Genomic DNA, 21,103 nt, shown 5'->3' on the forward strand with positions numbered 1-21,103 from the left:
AACCGGCACTTTAGTCTGAGACGGCCATCGCAGGCGCACCGGCTTCCTGCCGGCTACCTGCAAGGCCATAGACAGGAGCGAAGCTCCTCAGAACATCACAACGGCACCCAATGCCAGAGTGTTGGCGTCTGCGGTTTTCACACCTGTAGACTTGGTTTCCTGCTCGAACATGTTGTATTCGGCCACCAGCTTGAAGTTACTGTTAACGTCGTGGAACACGGCCACCGACATATTCTCGGTCTCGAAATTGCCCTGATCGGAATCGGTTTCACCGTAAGACAGCACAAAGCGGTTCGCCCCCAGGGTGTAGGAAGCCTGAACCAGGTAGCCATCGGCGTCTTCTTCAGAGGCCAGAGCCCCATCAGTAATCAGAACGGGCGCGTCGCCTTTGGAAGTGAAGCCTGAAGCCGTCAGGGACAGACCCGCCACAGCCGCTTTCACACCATACCCAACACCCCGACTATCGATCTTGGTAGTGGCGTTTTCGGAGCTCTGATGACGACCGTTCACCCACCCCGTCAGGGCCACGCCGTTCAGGTCAGCGCTGTAGGTGACTTCCGCCTCAAAACGCGGGGCGGACTGCTCAGACTGGGCGCCCGGAGTGGTGTTGGCAGGCTCAAAGATACCCGCCGCAACGTTCAGGCCACCCATGTCCGGTGTGCGATAGGTGATCTGGGCTGACGGATTTGGGTAAGGGTAGCCAGTGCGGATATTGCCGAAAGACACGCCTGTGGCTGCACCCGGAGAACCAAAACCCATCAGGATCTCATCCAGGAATATATTGGAACGGGCGTACAGGCCAAAGTCTTTACCAATCAGGACCTGACCAAAACTGCCATCCACCGTTGCGTACAGTTGACGCACATCGATTGCGGTGTCGGTCGGCGACTGCAGGCTGTCGTTGATGGTGCTCCAGAACGATGAACGGCCACCCAGTGTCAGGTCGCCCATCTCCTTACTGAAATTGAAGCCGATGGTGTTCGGCAAAAAACCCATCTTGACGTCGGAATTGCGCACGTCAGCGACTTTGTCATCACGGTTCACGTAAAACGCATTGAAGTAGCCATCCACCGAAAAGCTGGTGCCGTCCTCATTGTACAGTTCAATGGCCGCATTGGCTCCGGCACTGGCTCCCATGGCCGCCATCATGGCAATGGCCAACCCTGACTTTCTGAAGTTGTTGTTTTTCATACATCCCCCGGTTGTTTTTTGGAAATCTGGGATAAGAGGACCGGTTATCCGATCGCTCCAGGCGAGGTCTGACGCCTGATTTCCATGGTCGGTGATGCAACAACAGGGGGGAATGCTTCCAGCGAGCAGGTTTTCTGCTCATTTGGGAGGCACTTGAAATGAAACTTTGGAAGTACGACTACGTGGAAAGACCACCCGGGAACTGGTCCAGTTCAGACAAGCAGTCATCAAGAAACTCATGAGGGTTGGCCAAAATGGCCTCGTCTGCCACGACACCAAACTGCACCTGACCGGCGTAGCTGACGATACTCACACCCAGCCCGATATCGCCGGCCTGAGGCACCCAGAACATCTGTTCGGTGATGGCGCAACCGGCGAGGTACCGGGTCTCCGGCGTGCCAGGTACATTGGAAACCACCGCCGAGGCCTTGCGGAAAAACAGATCAGCCAAAGGTTTGCGCCCCACCTCCGGCAACAGCGCTGCGCTGGCCGTAAGCCCCCAGGCGATCCCCGGCTGCCAGCTCTTCTTGAGCTTGCGGGTTTCATGCTTGATGCGGAACAGCCGCTCCAGAGCACTGGCACCATCCACCGGCATGGGCACGAACACCGTGCCAAAGCAGTTGCCGGGCTCGCCGTCTTCCGGCCGAACCCCCTCCGGCATCCGGGACCGGATATCCACCGGCACCGCCGCATGCATGACCGCATCGTCCAACTGTTCTGGTGACATCCCCAGGCGTGGGCGCACAGCAGCCGCCACACAGGCCAGTAACACATCGTTGATCGTAGTATGGGTGGCCGATGCGACTGCACGAAAACGGTCAAGCGCCACCGGTTCAGACCACCGACAGCTGCGCCTGCCCAGCAATGGCCGCCGAAGCTCCGAGGGCGTATCGGCCGGTTCCACCAGAAACTCGCTGAGCTCATGCACCATCCGGGCACTGGCCTCCAGAGCCCGCCCGGCGTGCCCCGCCCCTTTGGTGGGACCATCATCCGGTATCGCGCCGGAAACCTGGCCTGCCTGGGCAGCCATATTCCCCAACCATTGCCTGGCGTAGGTTGTCCACCGTTCCAGCTGCGGCAACTCGGCGGCGCCATAGATGGCCGGGTACTGCCGGGGCGACGGCGGGCAAAGTGTTGAGAAAATGCCCAGCAGGGACAGGCCGTCGGCGTAACAATGATGCAGGCGCAGCAGCAAGGCCGCACCACCCTGGGCGTTGGGCGCCAGCCAGAACTTCCAGCCCGGGCGATACCGCGGCAGCGGCTCGTTCAGCCGCGCCGACACCCAGTCCTGCAACTGATGCTGATCAAACCGATCTATCACCACATCAAGGTGATGGGAAACGGAAAACGTGGGGTCTTTCTGCCAGTACCAGGCCGGCGCCTTCCAGACCGGGCGACAGAGAAAACGCTCCCAGGCAGTCCAGTACACATCCAGAAATTCCCGGAACCGGCCGGCCGTCAGGCCGTCAACCCGGAGCATGATGGTGATGGTCATGGGGTTTTCCGGCCGTTCCAAAGCCAGCCAGGCCGAATCCGAAGGCAGCATGAGATGCGATTGCTCCTGGTTCAAACCTGATAGTCCCCGATGAATAACGTGCCCGATAAGTAAAAAGCCAATCCCGCATTGTGCCAGAGTCCTTTACGGGGCTCCATCACCGTGCGTCGCCCACGGCGTTACAAAAAATTACCTGCAAGTAACCCTTCGGCTCTATACTGGTTATATGTAATGATGCAATGGTTATAGAGAAGGACCACGATGCTGCGCGATTGGCTACAGATCTCCGAAAATCTCGGCGGTAGTGCCACTAACTCGCCCAGCCAAACGCGGTACAAATGAAAGACCGGCACAACCAAAACCAATAACAGTCCATTGCAATGCCGGGGGAGATGAATCATGAAAGCCAGTCATGTTCGCAAACTGATCAAGCCTATCGAGAGCGCCTATTCAGAGATGTTCTCAGGCCGGGTTTACCGTGTTGGTAAAGGCGCCGTATCGGTGCGTAATCATAGCGGCGCTGCGGAACATACCGTCATCGGTGTGCACGGCTTTCTGGAGAATCACTGCTACTTTACCCAGGCGTACGATGGTCCAACCACCGAACTGATTCTTCTCACCTGCAGCAATTACCATATTCCAGTAAACGGTGTAACGCCGGAGAACCCGGGCTGGGAAGTGCCCATAAAGCACCTGGAAGGTACCATTGAGTATGATGCCTGCATTCTGAACCAGGCACTGCAAAACCTGCCCAGCACCCGCAATATCCGGATCCACGGCCACTCCAGGGGTGGTGCGGTGATTCTTGAAGCCATCAAGCAGTGGCCAGAGCTGTACGAAGATGTCGAAATTGTGCTGGAAGCGCCAGTGCTGCCCCAGGGCAAATTGCACGCCCTGGTGACCACGCTGCTGGAGCCGGTCAGCCACGGCATGTGGCCCTGGCTGATCCGTCTGATCAACAGCGCGCCGCAATCCGCCTACGGCCAGACATTCTTTGGCAAGATGAACCCGAGAAAACGGCAGCTGCTGAACAAATTGTTCTATGCCACCAAGGATCATCTGACCATCGTGCGCAACATTGAAAACATCATGGAGTGGATGGTCCGCACAGACACCTCGGTGTACCAGCATGTGCGCCATGGCACGTTCCTGATACCTGCAACGGATCGCATCCTGGATCGCAATGCCATGCTGGCCAGTGCCCGTACCAGCCCGACCAACATGCGCATCATCGAAACCGAAGCCCCCAGCCACTTCATCACGCTGGACAGCAAGGAATGGGTACCCGGCCTGGAAACTCTGCCTATTGCCGCCGAGGGCTGAACCTGAACAGGTGCAGCCCGGTTTCCGCTTCGCTAAACTGAGCGCCTTTTTCTGAGGCCATGCCTCTTGTCGCCGGTTTTATTGGAGCCCCTGCATGTATCGTGAGCGCCTGGTCACAACGGACGTGAATTCAGAAAACGCCCACCGGCTTAAACGCCTGCTACTGGAATACCACGACTTTCGCCAGCTCAAGTCAACCCACCCCTTGCTGGAAGACACCCGCCGCATCGCCGACTGGCAAGCGGAACGGCTAAAAGCCACGCACCAGGACCTTTACCAGAACCCCGGCTACCACACCGGCCTGGAATTCTTGCTGACAGACCTTTACGCCCCTGCCGGCATGACCCAACGGGACGATAACATCGACCGGGTCTTCCCGAAGATGGTGAAGTGGCTACCAGACCACCTCTTGGGCACCTTTGCCGGGCTGGTTGAACTGAATCTGGTCACCCAGAGCCTGGATCTAGAGCTGGCACAATGGTTTGACCGACACAACCTGAGTACCGCCTCAATCACCACCAGCGACTATTGCGACGCTTATCGGGCCAGCGGCCAGTTGAGCATCCGCAGCCGGCAACTGGAACTGGTGGCCGACACTGGCCAGCAGTTGGACCGCTACGTGCGCAACCGCACCCTGGGCTGGCTGCTGTCGATGAGCCGGGGGCCGGCGGAAATGGCCGAGCTGGGCGATCTGCACAGTTTCCTGCACCGGGGCTACAGCGCATTCCGGAAGATGGAGGATGTCGACGTACTGATTGAACGGCTGATCGGTCGGGAAAGACAGGTGATGGAGAACATTCTGGCCTGCCACCCGGAACCCTTTTCGGTACCGGGCAACCTTTAACCAGGCTCAGGCCGTGAGAATCTGGTCCAGTTGCGAGTGAATTTCCTGCTCGATACGGGATTTGAACGGGCGCAGCATCAGCCCCAGTTCCAGGCGGATGTGCAGATCACTGTCAGAGAGGTCCAGGTGGCCTTTCACCCCACTGCGCTTGAACGTGAGCAGGTCGCCCTCCCACTGGTAATTGACATCGAACTGCTTCGACAGGTCCTTGGCCAGGGTTTCCGCCGCTTCACGGGCGTGGGCTTTGTCCAGGGAGTGGGCGCGATGAATATCAATGACAGACATGGATCATGTTTTCTCGGTTGTTTGGAGACAGATTTACAGTGTAAGTCGGCAATAAACTTGTAGCCAACCCCTCAAAGGTTAGAATACCAACCTGAGATTCTGACAGGACCAACACCCATGAGCGAGCAGCAAGCACCGGGCACCCCCGGCAACGGCCAGGACGACGTAACCCACTTCGGGTTCCGCAATGTACCCAAGAGCCAGAAAGCCAGCCAGGTGGCCGAGGTTTTCCACAGCGTGGCCGGCAAATACGACCTCATGAACGATTTGATGTCGATGGGCATTCACCGGCTGTGGAAGCGCTTCACCATTGAGCTCAGCGGTGTTCGCCAAGGCCATCAGGTACTGGATATTGCCGGTGGCACCGGCGATCTGACCATGAAATTTTCTGACCTGGTCGGCCCCACCGGCAAGGTGGTGCTGGCCGACATCAATGCCTCCATGCTGCAGGTGGGCCGCAGCCGGCTGACAGACCGGGGCTACGCAGGCAACATCGAGTATGTGCAGGCCGATGCCGAGCACCTGCCGTTCCCGGACAACAGCTTTCAGGCCGTGTCCATCGCCTTTGGCCTGCGCAACGTCACCGACAAGGATCAAGCCCTGCGGGACATGGCCCGGGTACTGAAGCCCGGCGGCAAGCTGATGGTGCTGGAATTCTCCAAGCCTACCAATCCGCTGCTGAGCAAAGCCTACGACACCTATTCCTTTACCGCCCTGCCGTTGATGGGCCAGCTGATTGCCGGCGACAGTGAAAGCTACAAGTACCTGGCCGAGTCCATCCGCATGCACCCGGACCAGGACACCCTGAAAGGTATGATGGAACAGGCCGGTCTGGTGAACTGCAAGTACTACAACATGACCGGCGGCATTGTCGCCCTGCACGTGGGAATCAAACCCTGATGTTCCCCGGCCCGACCCTTTTGTCCGCTGCCAGCGCCATTGTAGAGATCGCGCTGAACCGGGCATTGGAGCTGGACACAGCGGGCCGGCAGGCCTTGCTGGACGCCCTGACCGGGCCGGCACAATTCAACATCAGCGCACCGGTCCCGTTAACCTGGACCCTGGAGCGTGTGGGCGAACGGGTTCAGGTGCGCAGTCAGCCCGCCGATGCCCCCGAGTTGGTCATTACCGGCCGCCCCATGGCCTTTGTTGCCCTCGCCCTCGGCGATGATCAGGTGTTTGCGGACAATCGGCTGGGCGTGCAGGGCAATACCGCCCTGGCCCACCAACTGCAACGTGCCCTGAACCAGCTGGAACCGGACTGGGAAGCAGCCATGGCCCGACATCTTGGCGACCTTCCGGCACATTTTCTGGGCAAGCGCATCCGCAGTGCTGTGCAGTGGAGCCGGCATGCTGCGAATGCCATGAACGCCAATCTGGAAGAGTACCTGCACGAAGAGAGCCGGGCCCTGCCCGGCCGCAGAGAGCTGGAGGCCACCTTCCAGGACATTGACCAGCTCAACCTGCGTACTGAACGCCTGGAAGCCCGGCTGACACAGCTGGAGAGTTCCGGTAGCGACAACGATACGGAGACCTTGTGACCCGCCTGCAACGCCTGTTCCGAATTGCCTGGGTATTCTGCCGCTACCGGCTGGACACGTTTCTGCCCCTGGCGGAACTGCCCACGCCGCTGAAGATCTTCTTCCTGCTGGCGCCCTGGCACCTGTTCCCCCAGCCGAAACTGAGCCGGGGCGACCGGCTGCGACTGGCGCTGGAAGAACTCGGCCCGGTGTTCGTCAAATTTGGCCAGATTCTCTCCACCCGGCGGGACCTGCTGCCCGACGACATGGCCGAATCCCTGAAACAACTGCAGGATCGGGTGCCGCCGTTCCCCAGCGACCAGGCCCGGGGCATTATCGAGAAATCCCTCGGTGCACCGGTATCGGAGCTGTTCGCCGAGTTCAGCCCGGACCCGATGGCCTCGGCCTCCGTGGCCCAGGTACACGCCGCCACTCTGCCCAATGGCCAGAGAGTGGTGGTCAAGGTGCTGCGGCCGGGTATCGACAAGGTGATCCGCCAGGACCTTGGCCTGATGTACCTGATGGCCGGCCTGCTGGAAAAATACTGGTCTGAAGGCAAACGGCTGCACCCGGTGGACGTGGTGGCCGATTACGACGCCACCATCCACGATGAGCTGGACCTGCAGCGCGAAGCCGCCAATGCCAGCCAGTTGCGCCGCAACTTCGACAACTCACCGCTGATCTACATCCCGTTCATCGACTGGGACTACACCCGCAAATCCGTGCTGGTGATGGAGCGCATTCACGGCATCCCCATTGCCGACGTAGACAGCCTGAAAGCGGCCGGCGTCAATATGAAAGTGCTGGCCGAAAAAGGCGTGGAGATCTTCTTCACCCAGGTGTTCCGGGACAGCTTCTTCCACGCCGACATGCACCCGGGCAACATCTTTGTCGACGTCTCCAACCCGGCCGACCCGAAATACATCGCCATCGATTTCGGCATTGTGGGCACCCTGGCGCCAGATGACCAGAGCTATCTGGCCCGGAACCTGCTCGCGTTCTTCCGTCGGGATTACCGCCAGGTGGCCCAGCTGCACATACAGTCCGGCTGGGTGCCGCCGGACACCCGGGTGAATGAATTCGAGGCGGCCATCCGTACCGTGTGCGAGCCCATCTTCGAGCGGCCACTGAAAGACATCTCCTTCGGCCACTTCCTTCTGCGGTTGTTCCAGACCGCCCGCCGTTTCAATATGGAAGTGCAGCCGCAGCTGGTACTGCTGCAGAAAACCCTGCTGAACGTCGAGGGCCTGGGCCGCCAGCTGTACCCGGACCTGGACCTGTGGAGCACCGCCCAGCCGTTCCTGGAGAAGTGGATGCGCCAGCGCATCGGCCCCGCCGGGTTGATCAAATCGCTGCAAACGCACCTGCCGGCCTGGCTTGAACAGTCGCCGGAGATGCCACAACTGGTTCATGATGCACTATTGCAGCTTCGAAGCAGCGGCCCAACGGAAGAACAGAATCGCGCTACGCTTGAGTTAATGAAAGAGCAGCAACAGCGCAGCGACCGCCGGTGGCGCCGGGGATTCATTGCCGCCGTACTCGCCGCCGCAGCCCTGGCGGGCACTCAGGAGCAGGCCACGCAGCTGGTGGCCAATGCGCCACTTTGGAGCTGGGCCTTGCTCGCCCTTGCCGGCGCGGTCATGCTCCGGGGTAGCCGTTAAACGATTGGATTTATCAGGATTCACAAAAATGCAAGATTCCCCCGCTAACGTCGTACAGCCTGACTGGCTCAATGAGATTCGCTGGACAGAAGACGGTCTGGTACCGGCCATCGCTCAGGATGCCGACAACGGCGATATCCTGATGATGGCGTGGATGAATGCCGAGTCGCTGAAGCTGACCGTTGAGGAAGGCCAGGCAGTGTACTGGTCCCGATCCCGGGGCAAACTCTGGCGTAAGGGCGAAAGCTCCGGGCACCAGCAGGTACTTCGGGATATCCGGCTCGACTGCGATGCCGACGTCATTTTGCTGAAAGTGGAACAAAAAGGCGGTATTGCCTGCCATACTGGTCGGCGAAGCTGTTTTTACCGGACCCTGAAAGACGGCCAATGGGTCAGCGCCGAGCCGGTGCTGAAAGACCCGAACGCCATCTACGGCAGTGATTGAGGAGCAGACACCGTGAGTGATGTACTGGAACGCTTGGCCCAGGTCCTGGAAGCCCGAAAGGAAGCCGACCCGGAAACCTCCTACGTGGCCAGCCTGCACGCCAAGGGGCTGAACAAGATTCTGGAGAAGGTGGGCGAAGAGTGCACCGAAACACTGCTGGCCGCCAAAGACGCTGAACACTCCGGGGACACCCGGGATGTGGTGTACGAAACGGCCGATCTGTGGTTCCACAGCATGGTGATGCTCTCCCGGCTTGGGCTCGGACCAAAAGATGTGATTGATGAACTGGCCAGTCGTTTCGACCTGTCAGGCCTTGAAGAGAAAGCGTCGCGGAACTCGTAAAAGAGGTACCCCTAACGGGGATTTCCGGGAACGGTCGCCGTTGGCGTACAATGTCATGGAACAGCAACAATTGAACGAGGAACCCTCATGGGTATCAGCATCTGGCAACTTTTAATCGTACTCGGCATCGTCATCCTGTTGTTCGGAACCAAGAAACTGCGCAACATCGGCAGTGATCTGGGCGGCGCAATTCGTGGCTTTAAGAAATCCATGAGCGACGAAGAAGAAAAATCCGCTGATCAGAGCACGCTGGAAGGCCAGCAGGCTGAGAAAACTGAGGCCCCGGCCGAAGAGAAGCCCCGGGAAAAGCAAAGCTGAGTACCACCTGAATGTTCGATATTGGCTTCATTGAGCTGCTGATCTGCGGCATCATCGCGCTGCTTGTACTTGGGCCTGAGCGCCTGCCTACCGCTGCCCGGGCTGCGGGCCGGTGGATTGGCGGCGCGCGGCGCATGGTGGGCCAGTTCACCTCGGAACTGGATCGCCAGCTCAAGGCAGAAGAGCTGCGGGAAGAGCTCCGCAAGGCCGGTGACGTCGGCCTGGACGACATGGAGAAAACCGTCCGCGGCGCCCTCGATGAAGCCAAGAAATACGAACACATGATCCTGCCAGACAGCGAGACCCGCAAACCGCGGCCCGCACCGGCAACCCGCCGGCTTGCCGGCGAGGAAAGCACCAATCAGTCCACCGCCGAGTCTCCGCAACCCGCTCCGCAAGGCGACAACGCCGATCAGGAAGCCAGCGGTGAAGCCAGCAGCACGACACCAGAGCGGCCATCGGATAATCGTTCATGAGCGACCCAGGCAGTAACCCGATACCTCCTGAACAACAGGAGATGCCCCTGATCGAGCACCTGCTCGAATTGCGCAACCGGCTCCTGAAAATGGTGCTGGCCGTGATTGTGTGTTTTGCCTTTATCTACCCGTTCGCCAACGACCTTTACCTCTGGCTGTCGTTACCACTGCGTGAGCTTTTACCGGTGGGCCAGACCATGATCGCCACCGACATCACCTCGCCTTTCTTTGCGCCCCTGAAACTGGCCCTGGTGCTGGCGGTATTTGCCGCCATCCCGGTGATCCTGTATCAGCTCTGGAGCTTCGTAGCACCGGGCCTGTATGCCCATGAAAAACGCCTGGCGTTTCCCCTGCTGTTTACCTCAGTCATCTTGTTCTATGCCGGCGCGGCCTTTGCCTATTACGTTGTTTTCCCCCTGGTCTTCGGATTCTTCACCGCCATCGGGCCCGAGGGCATTGTCGAGCTGCCAGACATCAGCAGTTACCTGAACTTCGTGCTGAAAATGTTCTTTGCCTTCGGCGTGGCCTTCGAGATTCCCATTGCCACCGTACTCCTGATCCTCACAGGTGCCACTACACCCCAGGATCTGGCCGCAAAACGCCCCTACGTGGTGGTGGCCTGCTTTATCATCGGCATGCTGCTGACCCCGCCCGACATTATTTCCCAGACCCTGCTGGCGGTGCCCATGTGGATTCTGTTCGAATTCGGCATCCTGTTCGGGCGCCTGGCATACCGACGTGTCGATGACGCCTCTGAGGGCGAGTCCGACTCCGCATGAATCTGGCGCTGCTGTTCGACGAAGACTTCACCGGCACAGACCGGGTGCTGCTCCGCGGTCGCCGCCTTGAACACCTGAGGACCGTACTCAAAGCCAGTACCGGCCACCAGATTCCGGTCGGCCGGGCCAACGGCGCCATGGGCACCGGTGAGATTCTGACCCTGACAGACTCCGAAGCGGAGCTGAAAGTAACGCTCAGCCAACGCCCACCACAGCCCCTGCCACTGACCCTGATCCTGGCCATGCCACGGCCAAAGATGTTCCGCCGCGTGCTGCAGACCTGCGCGTCCTTGGGGGTGAAGGATATCTGGCTGATTAACAGCTACAAGGTGGAAAAAAGCTTCTGGCAAACTCCGTGGCTGTCAGACGACAACCTTAAGGAAAACCTGACGCTGGGCCTTGAGCAGGCTAAAGATACGGTGATGCCACAGGTGCATATCCGCAAGCTGTTCAAACCCTTTGTGGAAGACGAACTACCGGCCCTGCTGGCAAATAAAATCGCACTGGTGGCGCATCCCGGCACCACCGCACCCTGCCCGGTTCACCTGAACGAGCCGGCAGCCCTGTGCATCGGGCCGGAAGGTGGTTTTACCGATTACGAAGTGGGCAAACTGGAAGAGGCCGGATGCCAGGGCGTGCATCTGGGGCCCCGCATTCTGCGGGTGGAAACGGCCGTGCCAGTGTTGATCAGCCGGCTGTTTGATGCCTGCGGCTGAGCTACCCGCAAAGCCGTCTCTTATTCCGTGATACCCATGGCCTCGGCCGCCACGCGATTCTTCAGCATGGGCAACTGGTTGAGCCAGCGCATACCGGTATTCCGTAACCAGCGAACCGGCAGCTCGTCCCGGGCAAACAGCTGCTTGAAACCTTCCATCGCCGCCATCATGGTGAGATTTTCCCCTTTCCGGCGCCGCTGATAGCGGGCCAGCACCAGGGCATCGTCCGGGGCCAGGTTGCGGGCTTTTGCCCGAGCCAACTCTTCCAGCAGGGCCCGCACATCCCCATAGCCCAGGTTGGCACCCTGGCCTGCCAGCGGGTGAATGGTGTGGGCGGCATCCCCTACCAGTGCCAGGCCGTCGGTAACATAGTCCTTGGCATGTCGCTGGCGCAGCGGGAAGGCAAAACGCTCGGAGACCTCCAGCACCTCACCCAGTTGCTGCTCGATGGCAACACCCAACGCCTGCCTGAACGCCTCGGTGTCCAACGCCATCAGACGTTTTGCTTCCAACGTATCCTGGGACCAGACAATTGAGCAGAAATGGTCATCGCCGGCTTCATTCAGCAACGGCAAAAAGGCCAGGGGCCCTGTTGGCGAAAAGCGCTGCCAGGCGGTGTAGCGGTGCGATTGGCGGGTGCGGACCGTACATACAATTGCCTGCTGATCGTAATCCCATTCCCGCGTCGCCAGGCCACTCCATTGCCGCAAGCGAGACATGGCGCCATCGGCTCCGACCACAAGGTGGGCATTCAGGCGCCGACCGTCTTCCAGCTCAACACCGTCGCGGCCATGCCAGGCCTTCACCCGGACGCCATCAAACAGTGTTACTTCACTGTCAGCGAGTTCTTCAAACAGCGCGCGCACAATGTTCCGGTTCTCAACAATGGTGCCCAGTGAGCTGGCGTGCAGCTCCGCTGCATCAAAATGGATACGCCCGGTGCCGTCACCGTCCCACACCGTCATCTGCCGGTAGCCACAATGGCGACTGTCCTGCACCCGCCGCCAGGCACCCAACTCATCCAGCAGGCGCTGGCTGGCCAGGGAGATAGCGCTGACGCGGGGCTCAAAGGCGTTCACGTCGGTTGCCGGGGCCGCCGGTGCAACCAACTCCGCTGCCGGGGCACCTTCAATCAACCCGACCTGCCAGCCCTGGCGGGACAGCCCCAGGGCCAGTGCTGAGCCAATCATGCCGCCACCCACAATCAGGATATCCATCTGCGAATTGCCGGAATCACTGGTCATTGCGGGCAGGCTCCTTCGAACAATCGGCACGGGAAACAATGGGTTTACGGCCACCGGTGCCCATGGCTTTGCGGGCAAACCAGCGCTTGGCGCCGGGTACCAGATCCAGGCCCACCAGGCCCGCGTCCCGGGCGGCCGCCAGAGGTGGCAATGATTGCCCGAATACACGAATCAGGGAATCCGAAAACTGCACGGTTTGCTGCCAGTCCTGCCGGTGCAGGCGCTGATACTCACCCAGGATCGACAGATCACCCAGCGGCGTGCCTTCGTCCACCGCTCGCCGGAACTGCTCCACCAGGGTCATCAGCCCGCGCAGGGCCAGGTTAAACCCCTGCCCGGCGACCGGGTGCAACGCGTGGGCCGCATTACCGACCAACGCAACGCCCGGGCGCACGGCTTCATCCACCGTGGTCAGTTTCAACGGGTAATGATGACATTCCCCTATCCGGGTAAAGCGCCCCAGGCGCCAGCCAAAGCGTTCCTGCAAGGCCTGGCATCGCTGGTCATCGGACAGTGCCAGTACCTGCTCCAGCGCACTGTCGGTGAGCGTCCACACCAGGGCGGACTGGTTTTTCGCCGTCACCGGCGAGCCATGGGGCAGCAAGGCCATAGGGCCCGCCTCGGTGAAGCGTTCAAAAGCGGTAAATCCGTGTGCGTCACTGGTGGAGACGTTGGCAATCAGGGCATTCTGACCGTAGTCTTCGGTGCGGGTCACAAACCCCAGCTGCTCCCGCAGGCCAGAGCGGCCGCCATCAGCCACCACCAGGCACTGCCCGGTCAGACTGTATTGGTCGTCACCCTTGCGAATCTCGACACGAACGCCACCAGGCATCGGCGTCATACCGGTGACTTCCGCCGGTGCCTGCCAGCTCACGGGGGTGTCCAGCAGCGCCCGCATCAAGCTCAGGCCCATCCAGCGGTTATCGGCAACATAGCCCAGGGCGGCCTGACCATGATCCTGCGCATGCAAACGGGTTGCGCCAAATCGCCCCCGGTCCGACACGTGGATGTGGTGGATTGGCGTGGCATGTTCCGCCAGTACCTGCCACAGCCCAAGGTTTTCGAAGATCAGCCGCGAGCCCCAGGCCAACGCCGTGGAGCGTGCGTCGTAACTGGGCTGGTAGTCTTCGGGCAAGGCATCTGGCGACAGTGGAAAGGTTTCAACTACCGTTACCCGTAACTCCGGCACCACGCGCGCCAGCGCCAGCGCCAGAGTGGCCCCGGCCAGGCCGCCACCGGCAATGATCAGATCGGTATCGGTGCGGGTGTCTGTCACTGTGTCAGTCCGCCATCAGCGCTTCAATCTCGGAAATGGTCTTCGGAACATCGCCAGTGAGAACCCGACAACCTTCCTTGGTGACCACCACATCGTCTTCAATGCGAATGCCAATGCCTCGCCATTTGGCGTCTACATTGGCATTGTCCGGCGCGATGTAAAGCCCGGGCTCCACCGTCAACGCCATGCCCGGTTCCAGTTCGCGCCAGGCATCACCCACCTTATAGTCGCCCACATCGTGCACATCCAGGCCCAGCCAGTGACCGGTCCGGTGCATAAAGAAGGGCTTGTAGGCCTCGCTGGCGATGGCGTCATCGAGCGAACCAGAGAGCAGCCCCAGGTCAATCAACCCCTGGGTAAGCACTTTCAGTGCCGCCTCGTGAGGATGGTTCCAGTGATTGCCTGGCCGCACGGCGTCAATTGCCGCGTACTGGGCCGCCAGCACCACTTCGTACAGGGCTTTCTGCTCCGAACTGAAACGGCCGCTGACCGGGAAGGTACGGGTGATATCCGAGGCGTAGCATTCCAGCTCGCAGCCGGCATCAATCAACACCAGATCGCCCTCTTTCAGGGGCGAGCTGTTTTCGATGTAATGCAGGATGCAACCGTTGGCACCGCCACCCACGATGGAAGGATACGCCGTTGAACGGGCACCGTGTTCCATGAAGGTATGGATCAGCTCGGCTTCCAGGTTGTATTCGTAACCGCCCCGGCGTGCCCGCTTCATGGCACGGCAATGGGCTTCGGCGCTGATCTGTCCGGCCTTGGCCATCACTTTCACTTCAGCGGCGCTTTTGTACAACCGCATGTCATGCAGCAGGTGTTCCAGGGCCACGAACTCGCCGGGAGGATGGGCGCCTGCGCGCACCTTGCTGCGGATAACCTTGACCCAGTCCATCACCCGGTTATCAAAGGCGTGGTCCTTGCCCAGCGGGTAATAGACCCGGCTGCGGCCTTCAATCATTCCGGGCAGGATGTCGTCGATGTCGGAAATCGGAAAGGCATCGTCCATACCGAAGCGCTCAATGGCGCCTTCCGGCCCCACCAGGAAACCATCCCACAGTTCTTTCTCCGGGTTCCGCTCTTTGCAAAACAGCACGGTTTCACCGTGCTCACGGCCGGGAATCAGCACCAGCACGGCCTCGGGCTCGCCGAAGCCTGTCAGATACTGAAAATCACTGTCCTGGCGAAACGGATGCAGCACATCCCGGTTCCGGACCCGTTCCGGGGCCGCCGGCAGGATCGCGATGCTGTCTGGCGCCATACGGTCCATCAACTTGCGCCGGCGCTCAGCAAACTCTTTCACGGAAATCATTGAGGTCATGATGTCTCCAGGTCAATGCAGGGTCGGGGTGTTGGCCGGCTTTTCCGGTTCGTTGAACTCGGTAAATACCGCCAGGGCACCCAGCCGGATGTATTCGGTTATCTCCAGCAACTGCTGCTCGCTTTCTTCATCCGATTCTTCATCTTCCGACAACTGGCTGATAGCCACCATGTCTTCAATCAGCTCGCGAATCTCGTCCGGAGCCTGCCCCAGGGATGCTCCGGCCGCCAGTGCCATGCCTTCCAGGAAACCCCGAACCCAGGCCACCAGTGCCTCAAGGCGCTGATCAATGGCGTAATCATCATCCGGCAGCAACGGGTGAAAACTGAGGTCTGACGACTGCAACTGCGCGAGCGCCGTCTGGTAGGCGCCGTTCATAAATGGCGCCAGATCCCCGGACTCTTCCATGGCCTGAGTGGCAAGCCCCATCTGTTCACAAACCATGGCCAGCCATTCGTCTTCCTGAATACGGGAACCAGCCGCCAATCGACCACACAATGCACCATGCAGCTCAGAGGGGTGGCTGAACGCCTTGTGTGTGGTGTAAACGTTGGCCCAGCGTTCAAATTCAGCGGCGCGGGCAGCACCTGTACTATCGGTGTCAGACATGAAACCCTGTGTTCCTGTGTCAGGGGAGCCTGGCCGTTCTACCAGCCGGGTTCCGTATACATTTGAGCAAGCCTCTATCCTAGCATTCCGGCAGACAAGTGGCACTTCCGGGTACCGGCAGGCTTGCTTTTGCACTGGCAAAAATCAAAAATGTTATAACGTATCAAAGCTGCGAGAGGTACCAACCATGTTTTACCCACGCGCATCCGCACGTTCAACAACCCTGCTGCTATCACTCAGCCTGGCCGCATGGCCGGTTCTAGCCTCCGACAACCCGGGCGCGCACCAGCATGGGCACGCCGACCTGCAAATGGCGATTGATAACGAGCGGGTAGATCTACTGCTTCTGTCACCCGCCTACAACCTGATCGGTTTCGAGCACAAGCCCCGCACGGATGAACAGCGCCAACGGGTGAACGACACCGAACAATGGGCCAGTGAAACCGCCATGATCAATACCGTGGCCGGCAACTGCACTCTGGTCTCCAGCGCCATGCACGTGGGCTGGGGTGAAGCAAAAGGAGACCACCACAAGCATGACCATGGTCACAGCCATAGTCATAGTCACGACCATGACCACGATCATGACTCTGGTCATGCAGACATAGAAATCACCCAGACACTCAACTGCCCGGGTTTATCGGAGTCAGCTCAGTTCGAAACCGGCCTGATGGCCCGCTTCCCTGAACTTGAGCATCTCAATGTGCAGTGGGTCGGTCCCCAGGGGCAAGGCGCCACGCGCCTGTCGCCGGGTACCACCCAGTTCCGGCTGAGCCGCTAGCAGCCGCTACTCGCTGTAGGGTTTGACCGACGTCGCTACCAGCGAGTAGGAGGACGTACCGAGATCATTCTCGGTACGTTCGATCACCAGTTCGCCTTCTATCCACACCGGGTCATACAAAGCCCGGAGCGTGAATCCTTCTTCATATTTGACGTGAATAATCTGGTTCGGCGGTGGCGGTGGCACATGAATACAGGCGCCATAATAGGGAACCAGGAAGAACTCGAGGATGCGCATGTCGTTGGTGACTTTCAGGGGCACGACAAAACCCGGAATCCGGCCTTCTACGTTACCCATCTCCGGAACAACCCGGCCGGTCATGATTTCGTCCGGCAACAGGACGGGGCCGTCTCCTTCGTGCTCAATTTCCGGCATACTCTCCAGCAGCGCCAGATCTTCCGGCGGCATCAGTTCCAGCCAGTCGATCTCCCGCGGCTCTGCCAGGGCAACGGATGAAACCATCAGCAGTAACATCGGTCCAAGCCGCGCAAGCAGGTTCCGGATTTGCAAGGTATCGAACATGTACAACCACTCCCCATGGGGTCAACCGTGTAACGGACGCCATCATACAACGGCAAAGACAATACGGATATGAGCACCGAGACAGCAAGAAACCAATCCGGTTCCAGTATACCGGAACCTGCGATCGTGACACGCCAACTGGCCTTTCGATGGCCCGGCCAGACAACCGCCACGGCCTTCCCCGATATCCGGCTTGCCCAGGGAGAGCATCTGTTCCTGCATGGCCCCAGCGGCACCGGCAAGAGTACGCTGCTGGGATTACTGGCGGGTATGCTGGCCCCGGAGTCTGGCACCATCGAACTTCTGGGACAGCCGGTGTCCAGCCTGAAGGCCGGCACTCGCGACCGGTTCCGGGCAAATCACATGGGCGTGATCTTCCAGCAGTTCAACCTGGTGCCTTACCTGAGCGCGCTGGCCAACGTGACCTTGCCCTGCCGCCTGTCTGCGGTGCGCCGCACCCGCACCAGCCCAGACCCCGAGACATCGGCAGCGGACCTGCTCAGGCAGCTGGCGATCCCGGACAACCACTGGCACAAAGGCGTGACCGAACTCTCCGTTGGCCAGCAACAGCGGGTGGCGGCTGCCCGGGCACTGATTGGCGCACCGGAAATCATCCTGGCTGATGAGCCAACCTCGGCACTGGATGCAGACAACCGGGACCGTTTTCTGGACCTGCTACTGGCATTGGCTGAACAGCGGCGCAGCTCGGTTATCTTTGTCAGCCATGACCGCGCACTGGCCAGCCACTTTCATCATCAACAAGCTTTGGGAGCGACGCCATGAGCAAAGTAAAACTTGCCCTCTCCCTCGCTACCGCCAGCCTCTGGTATCGCCGCCGGGTGCTTGCTCTGGTCTGCCTGACACTGACTCTGAGCGTGTCCCTGCTGCTGGGCATCCAGTACCTGCGCACCGAAATCCGCCAGTCTTTCACCAGCACCATCAGCGGAACCGACCTGATCGTCGGCGCCCGGAGTGGCCAGCTTAACCTGCTGCTGTACACGGTGTTTCATATTGGTGATGCCACCAACAACATCCGCTGGTCCAGCTTCCAGAAGCTAGAGCAGGATCGCCGAATTGATTGGGCCATCCCCATTTCACTGGGGGACAGCTATCGTGGCTATCGGGTGGTCGCCACCAACGACCAGTTTCTGGCCCGGCTCCAGTTCGGCAACAACCAGTCTCTGGAACTGGCCCAAGGCGAGTGGTTTGACGACCTGTTCGACGTGGTCCTCGGCGCCGGTGTTGCCAGGCAACTCGACCATCACCTCAACGATGAGATCGTGTTGTCTCACGGGGGCGGTCGCACCAGCTTCTCCAATCACACCGACCTGCCCTTCAGGATATCCGGCGTGCTTGCACCCACCGGGACGCCGGTCGACCAGGCCGTCTATATCAGCCTCGATGCCATGGAAGCTATCCATGTTGGCTGGGAATCCGGTGTCGCCATCCCTGGCCGGGGTTTATCCCCGGACCGCGCCAGAGCCAGGGACTTTACACCAGACTCCATCACGGCGGCCTTTGTCGGCCTGAGTCAGCCCATCCTCACGTTTCAGGTACAACGGGAACTGAACCAGTCCCGGGACGAGCCGTTATCCGCCATTCTCCCCGGTGTCGCGCTGAGCGAGCTCTGGCGCATGATGGGGCAATTTGAAAAAGCGCTGCTCGGAATCAGCGCCTTCGTGGTTGTTACCAGCCTGATCGGACTGGTGGCGGTACTGCTTACCTTGCAGGCTCAACGCCAGCGTGAAGTGGCGGTTTTAAGGGCTACGGGCGCCTCCCCCGCGCTGATCGCGTCACTTTACAGTTTTGAGTGCGTAGTATTGGCCCTCACCGCCTGCCTGCTCGCCCTGATTGTCGGGGCTGGCGCAATTGCCGGTCTGAGCCCCTGGCTGCTGGAGCAGTTCGGCATTCAGATCAGCCTGCGCCCGCTGAAACAGGACGAATGGTTACTGCTGGCTGCCGTTCCGGTGTCAGCCCTGCTGGTATCACTGGTACCGGCCACCAGCACCTGGCGAAAGAGCCGGAAACAGGGATTTGGTGCCGCCGATACAGACTGAACCCGCGCCGAAGGTGATGGCCATCACGGGAATCCGCGCCATGACAATGCGTTAAATTGACCGGTTTGGCGTCGGCACTTATAGTTACTCACACTTACATCACCGTTGTTGGGCACGTCATGGAACAGTCCGAAGTACAGGCATTAGCGGACAAGCTGGACAAGCTGATTGAACGCTGCGAAAAGCTGGAGAAGGATAACGCCCTGTTGCGCGAGCTGCAGGACGACTGGAATCGGGAACGAGCCCAGCTAATGCACAAGAACGATCTTGCCAAAAACAAGATTGAAGCCATGATAGGCCGCCTGAGGGCGCTGGAGCACCACTGATGTCAAAGTCATCAACCACCGTTGAAGTCAGAATACTCGACAAGGAATACCTGGTGGCTTGCCCGCAGGAAGAGCAAGAGGCCTTGCTTCGTGCGGCCCGGCATCTGGACAACAAAATGCGGGAAATCCGCTCCAGTGGCAAAGTGTTCGGAACCGAGCGCATTGCCGTGATGGCCGCGCTAAACATTACCCACGAACTGCTGGAGCGCGATACCATGTCTCACGCAACCAGCAATTTGCTCAGAGCCATGGACAACCGGCTGGACGAAGCCCTCGGAGAATCGTCCGGAAATTGATTTCAGAAAGATTCCGGGAAATGGGGTTGCAATCGGCCCCGACCCTGCCCGTATAATGGGATCAACTTCCTGGGCTGTTCGCTGGTCGGGTACGTCCTCGAGCCGATGCGCACTACCCAGGTGGCCACTTCAGGGCATTGTGAGCATGTCCCCCAAGGGGGAAAGCCTAATATGTCACAGCGGCCACCGACCTTGAACTTTGGGTTCAAGGGCTACATCCGATAACGGCAGCCCGGGAAGCTTTATTTTGAGTCATTTCCACTCCCCCCAACCGTTTGAATCCCATCCGGACACCCTGTCCAGGACGGAGCTCCGCAGGCACCTCCGGCAAAAACGCCGAGCCTTATCCTTCGAACAGCAACAGCAAGCCTCGGAACGACTGGCACTGAACCTTCTGAAGCACCCCGACCTTTACCGTGCCAGGCATATTGGCATCTATCTGCCCAATGATGGCGAGATCGACCCAAGCCTTTTCATTGATCTGGGCCGGCGCAAAGGCATTCGGTTTTACCTGCCAATTCTGCACCCGGTGTATCCGGGCAAACTGGTGTTCAGTCCGTACTTTGACGGCGTTGAACTGACCGCTAATCGCTTTGGCATCCCGGAACCGGCATTTCCACGCTCAAGGCGCAGACCGGCCTGGGCACTGGATGCGGTACTGTTTCCGCTGGTAGGTTTTGATGAGCAGGGGGGAAGGCTCGGCATGGGCGGTGGGTTCTATGACCGCACGTTCGCCTTCAGCCGGATAAGACCGGCCATGGCGCCCAAGCTGATAGGGCTGGCCCACGATTTTCAGAAAGTCCGTGAATTACAGATAGAATCCTGGGATGTGCCCCTGCACGGCGTGGTTACGGACCAGCGCTGTTACCGGTTCAGGCCCTGATTGGCAGACTGGATAAACCCGACCGCTGGCGCAGCCGCTCGGTCGGCACGTTTGTCTTCTGAGGCCTGGATGGAAGTGAAGCCGGTAATGACAAGGCCGACAGCAAAGATGAGCACGATGGCGCGGATGATGTCAGGCTTGTTACCCATTACGTATTTCCCGTTTTTTCTTTGAGTTAATTAGTTGGAAAATCAGCTAGCTATTCTCGGGTCCGAGAATTAGACGAAAGACTAACACGTAACTTCAATTTTACAATTTTTGACTCGTTACAGTTATGTAAGGGTTTTTGGCACTAACAGGCCGAATCGGTCCTGGGTCCCCGAATCAGGGGGTGGATGGGCTTTCCGAAACACGCTCCTTCGGCACATCCATGTAACGCTTGGGCTCCGC

At 59.5% G+C, this 21,103-nt stretch carries 26 protein-coding genes and 1 other RNA gene; 18 read left to right on the forward strand and 9 right to left on the reverse strand.

What is annotated here, in order from left to right:
* Positions 1-87: 87 nt before the first annotated feature.
* Entirely contained in the window at positions 88-1,191 is a 1,104-nt protein-coding gene (locus tag ACNSOI_RS16940; protein ID WP_106693858.1) for a porin, read from the reverse strand.
* A gap of 178 nt (positions 1,192-1,369) precedes the next feature.
* Positions 1,370-2,737: a WS/DGAT domain-containing protein gene (locus ACNSOI_RS16945; protein WP_106693859.1), complete on the reverse strand. Its 1,368-nt coding sequence runs from the start codon at positions 2,735-2,737 to the stop codon at positions 1,370-1,372.
* A 348-nt stretch (positions 2,738-3,085) separates the two neighbouring features.
* Here ACNSOI_RS16945 and ACNSOI_RS16950 point away from each other — a divergent pair, with 348 nt between their 5' ends.
* Both ACNSOI_RS16950 and ACNSOI_RS16955 read left to right on the forward strand, forming a co-directional pair.
* The gene (locus tag ACNSOI_RS16950) at positions 3,086-4,009 is read left to right on the forward strand and encodes an alpha/beta hydrolase (RefSeq protein WP_106693860.1); all 924 of its coding nucleotides are present in this window, start codon (positions 3,086-3,088) and stop codon (positions 4,007-4,009) included.
* A 94-nt stretch (positions 4,010-4,103) separates the two neighbouring features.
* Positions 4,104-4,853 carry an FFLEELY motif protein gene (locus ACNSOI_RS16955; protein WP_420194603.1) on the forward strand — a complete coding sequence of 250 codons (750 nt, stop codon included), beginning with the start codon at positions 4,104-4,106 and terminating at the stop codon, positions 4,851-4,853.
* Between the two features lie 6 nt (positions 4,854-4,859).
* Here ACNSOI_RS16955 and ACNSOI_RS16960 read toward each other — a convergent pair whose 3' ends face one another.
* Positions 4,860-5,138 carry a polyhydroxyalkanoic acid system family protein gene (locus ACNSOI_RS16960; protein ID WP_061330695.1) on the reverse strand — a complete coding sequence of 93 codons (279 nt, stop codon included), beginning with the start codon at positions 5,136-5,138 and terminating at the stop codon, positions 4,860-4,862.
* 117 nt (positions 5,139-5,255) lie between these two features.
* Between ACNSOI_RS16960 and ubiE the strand changes: the two genes are divergently transcribed.
* From ubiE to ACNSOI_RS17005, 9 genes are all read left to right on the forward strand, one after another.
* Complete coding sequence (gene ubiE, locus ACNSOI_RS16965; RefSeq protein ID WP_420194604.1) at positions 5,256-6,038, forward strand: bifunctional demethylmenaquinone methyltransferase/2-methoxy-6-polyprenyl-1,4-benzoquinol methylase UbiE; 783 nt, start codon at positions 5,256-5,258, stop codon at positions 6,036-6,038.
* Positions 6,038-6,679 carry a ubiquinone biosynthesis accessory factor UbiJ gene (locus tag ACNSOI_RS16970; protein WP_061330697.1) on the forward strand — a complete coding sequence of 214 codons (642 nt, stop codon included), beginning with the start codon at positions 6,038-6,040 and terminating at the stop codon, positions 6,677-6,679. Before ubiE ends, ACNSOI_RS16970 begins: the two co-directional genes overlap by 1 nt.
* Positions 6,676-8,319, forward strand: coding sequence for a ubiquinone biosynthesis regulatory protein kinase UbiB (gene ubiB / locus ACNSOI_RS16975; protein WP_286251950.1), 1,644 nt, complete (start codon positions 6,676-6,678; stop codon positions 8,317-8,319). Before ACNSOI_RS16970 ends, ubiB begins: the two co-directional genes overlap by 4 nt.
* Before the next feature lie 28 nt (positions 8,320-8,347).
* On the forward strand, positions 8,348-8,764 hold the full coding sequence (gene hisI / locus ACNSOI_RS16980; RefSeq protein WP_058092481.1) for a phosphoribosyl-AMP cyclohydrolase: 417 nt from the start codon (positions 8,348-8,350) through the stop codon (positions 8,762-8,764).
* Positions 8,765-8,776: 12 nt separating this feature from the next.
* The gene (locus ACNSOI_RS16985) at positions 8,777-9,106 is read left to right on the forward strand and encodes a phosphoribosyl-ATP diphosphatase (RefSeq protein ID WP_061330699.1); all 330 of its coding nucleotides are present in this window, start codon (positions 8,777-8,779) and stop codon (positions 9,104-9,106) included.
* A gap of 87 nt (positions 9,107-9,193) precedes the next feature.
* The gene (tatA, locus tag ACNSOI_RS16990) at positions 9,194-9,424 is read left to right on the forward strand and encodes a Sec-independent protein translocase subunit TatA (RefSeq protein WP_058092479.1); all 231 of its coding nucleotides are present in this window, start codon (positions 9,194-9,196) and stop codon (positions 9,422-9,424) included.
* Positions 9,425-9,435: 11 nt separating this feature from the next.
* The gene (gene tatB / locus ACNSOI_RS16995; protein ID WP_061330700.1) at positions 9,436-9,900 is read left to right on the forward strand and encodes a Sec-independent protein translocase protein TatB; all 465 of its coding nucleotides are present in this window, start codon (positions 9,436-9,438) and stop codon (positions 9,898-9,900) included.
* A complete protein-coding gene (gene tatC, locus ACNSOI_RS17000; RefSeq protein WP_072676241.1) occupies positions 9,897-10,679 on the forward strand; it encodes a twin-arginine translocase subunit TatC in 783 nt (260 codons plus the stop codon). Before tatB ends, tatC begins: the two co-directional genes overlap by 4 nt.
* Positions 10,676-11,395: a 16S rRNA (uracil(1498)-N(3))-methyltransferase gene (locus ACNSOI_RS17005; RefSeq protein ID WP_061330702.1), complete on the forward strand. Its 720-nt coding sequence runs from the start codon at positions 10,676-10,678 to the stop codon at positions 11,393-11,395. The genes tatC and ACNSOI_RS17005 overlap by 4 nt, the downstream gene beginning before the upstream one ends.
* A 20-nt stretch (positions 11,396-11,415) precedes the next feature.
* Here the strand turns inward: ACNSOI_RS17005 and ACNSOI_RS17010 are convergent, their stop codons facing one another.
* Genes ACNSOI_RS17010 through ACNSOI_RS17025 form a run of 4 tightly spaced genes read right to left on the reverse strand, consistent with a single transcriptional unit; the run spans position 11,416 to position 15,848 of the window.
* Positions 11,416-12,639 (reverse strand): FAD-dependent monooxygenase, encoded by a 1,224-nt coding sequence (locus ACNSOI_RS17010; protein ID WP_420194605.1) that lies wholly within the window; start codon positions 12,637-12,639, stop codon positions 11,416-11,418.
* Positions 12,629-13,915: a 2-octaprenyl-6-methoxyphenyl hydroxylase gene (ubiH, locus tag ACNSOI_RS17015; RefSeq protein WP_420194606.1), complete on the reverse strand. Its 1,287-nt coding sequence runs from the start codon at positions 13,913-13,915 to the stop codon at positions 12,629-12,631. The genes ACNSOI_RS17010 and ubiH overlap by 11 nt, the downstream gene beginning before the upstream one ends.
* Positions 13,916-13,919: 4 nt before the next feature.
* On the reverse strand, positions 13,920-15,239 hold the full coding sequence (gene pepP / locus ACNSOI_RS17020) for a Xaa-Pro aminopeptidase (RefSeq protein ID WP_420194607.1): 1,320 nt from the start codon (positions 15,237-15,239) through the stop codon (positions 13,920-13,922).
* Positions 15,240-15,251: 12 nt separating this feature from the next.
* The gene (locus ACNSOI_RS17025) at positions 15,252-15,848 is read right to left on the reverse strand and encodes a UPF0149 family protein (RefSeq protein WP_061330706.1); all 597 of its coding nucleotides are present in this window, start codon (positions 15,846-15,848) and stop codon (positions 15,252-15,254) included.
* A gap of 187 nt (positions 15,849-16,035) precedes the next feature.
* Between ACNSOI_RS17025 and ACNSOI_RS17030 the strand changes: the two genes are divergently transcribed.
* The gene (locus ACNSOI_RS17030; RefSeq protein ID WP_061330707.1) at positions 16,036-16,629 is read left to right on the forward strand and encodes a ZrgA family zinc uptake protein; all 594 of its coding nucleotides are present in this window, start codon (positions 16,036-16,038) and stop codon (positions 16,627-16,629) included.
* A gap of 6 nt (positions 16,630-16,635) precedes the next feature.
* Here the strand turns inward: ACNSOI_RS17030 and ACNSOI_RS17035 are convergent, their stop codons facing one another.
* Positions 16,636-17,151 carry a DUF3299 domain-containing protein gene (locus ACNSOI_RS17035; protein ID WP_106693869.1) on the reverse strand — a complete coding sequence of 172 codons (516 nt, stop codon included), beginning with the start codon at positions 17,149-17,151 and terminating at the stop codon, positions 16,636-16,638.
* 126 nt (positions 17,152-17,277) lie between these two features.
* Here ACNSOI_RS17035 and ACNSOI_RS17040 point away from each other — a divergent pair, with 126 nt between their 5' ends.
* The 6 genes from ACNSOI_RS17040 to ACNSOI_RS17065 all read left to right on the forward strand — a co-directional run bounded on the left by ACNSOI_RS17040 (position 17,278) and on the right by ACNSOI_RS17065 (position 20,713).
* The gene (locus ACNSOI_RS17040; protein WP_396631670.1) at positions 17,278-17,934 is read left to right on the forward strand and encodes an ATP-binding cassette domain-containing protein; all 657 of its coding nucleotides are present in this window, start codon (positions 17,278-17,280) and stop codon (positions 17,932-17,934) included.
* Positions 17,931-19,208, forward strand: coding sequence for an ABC transporter permease (locus ACNSOI_RS17045; RefSeq protein WP_138435826.1), 1,278 nt, complete (start codon positions 17,931-17,933; stop codon positions 19,206-19,208). The genes ACNSOI_RS17040 and ACNSOI_RS17045 overlap by 4 nt, the downstream gene beginning before the upstream one ends.
* Positions 19,209-19,327: 119 nt before the next feature.
* Positions 19,328-19,534 (forward strand): TIGR02449 family protein, encoded by a 207-nt coding sequence (locus ACNSOI_RS17050; protein ID WP_061330711.1) that lies wholly within the window; start codon positions 19,328-19,330, stop codon positions 19,532-19,534.
* On the forward strand, positions 19,534-19,830 hold the full coding sequence (locus ACNSOI_RS17055) for a cell division protein ZapA (protein ID WP_072676232.1): 297 nt from the start codon (positions 19,534-19,536) through the stop codon (positions 19,828-19,830). Before ACNSOI_RS17050 ends, ACNSOI_RS17055 begins: the two co-directional genes overlap by 1 nt.
* 63 nt (positions 19,831-19,893) lie before the next feature.
* Positions 19,894-20,073, forward strand: a non-coding RNA gene (ssrS, locus tag ACNSOI_RS17060) — 6S RNA.
* Between the two features lie 4 nt (positions 20,074-20,077).
* Positions 20,078-20,713, forward strand: coding sequence for a 5-formyltetrahydrofolate cyclo-ligase (locus ACNSOI_RS17065; protein WP_420194608.1), 636 nt, complete (start codon positions 20,078-20,080; stop codon positions 20,711-20,713).
* Here the strand turns inward: ACNSOI_RS17065 and ACNSOI_RS17070 are convergent.
* The gene (locus ACNSOI_RS17070; protein ID WP_167392875.1) at positions 20,695-20,862 is read right to left on the reverse strand and encodes a hypothetical protein; all 168 of its coding nucleotides are present in this window, start codon (positions 20,860-20,862) and stop codon (positions 20,695-20,697) included. The two genes, ACNSOI_RS17065 and ACNSOI_RS17070, sit on opposite strands and share 19 nt — an antisense overlap.
* Positions 20,863-21,103 lie beyond the last annotated feature (241 nt).

The sequence above is a fragment of the Marinobacter sp. GH_1 genome, from assembly GCF_048595985.1.
GTDB classification, from domain to species: Bacteria; Pseudomonadota; Gammaproteobacteria; order Pseudomonadales; family Oleiphilaceae; genus Marinobacter; species Marinobacter shengliensis.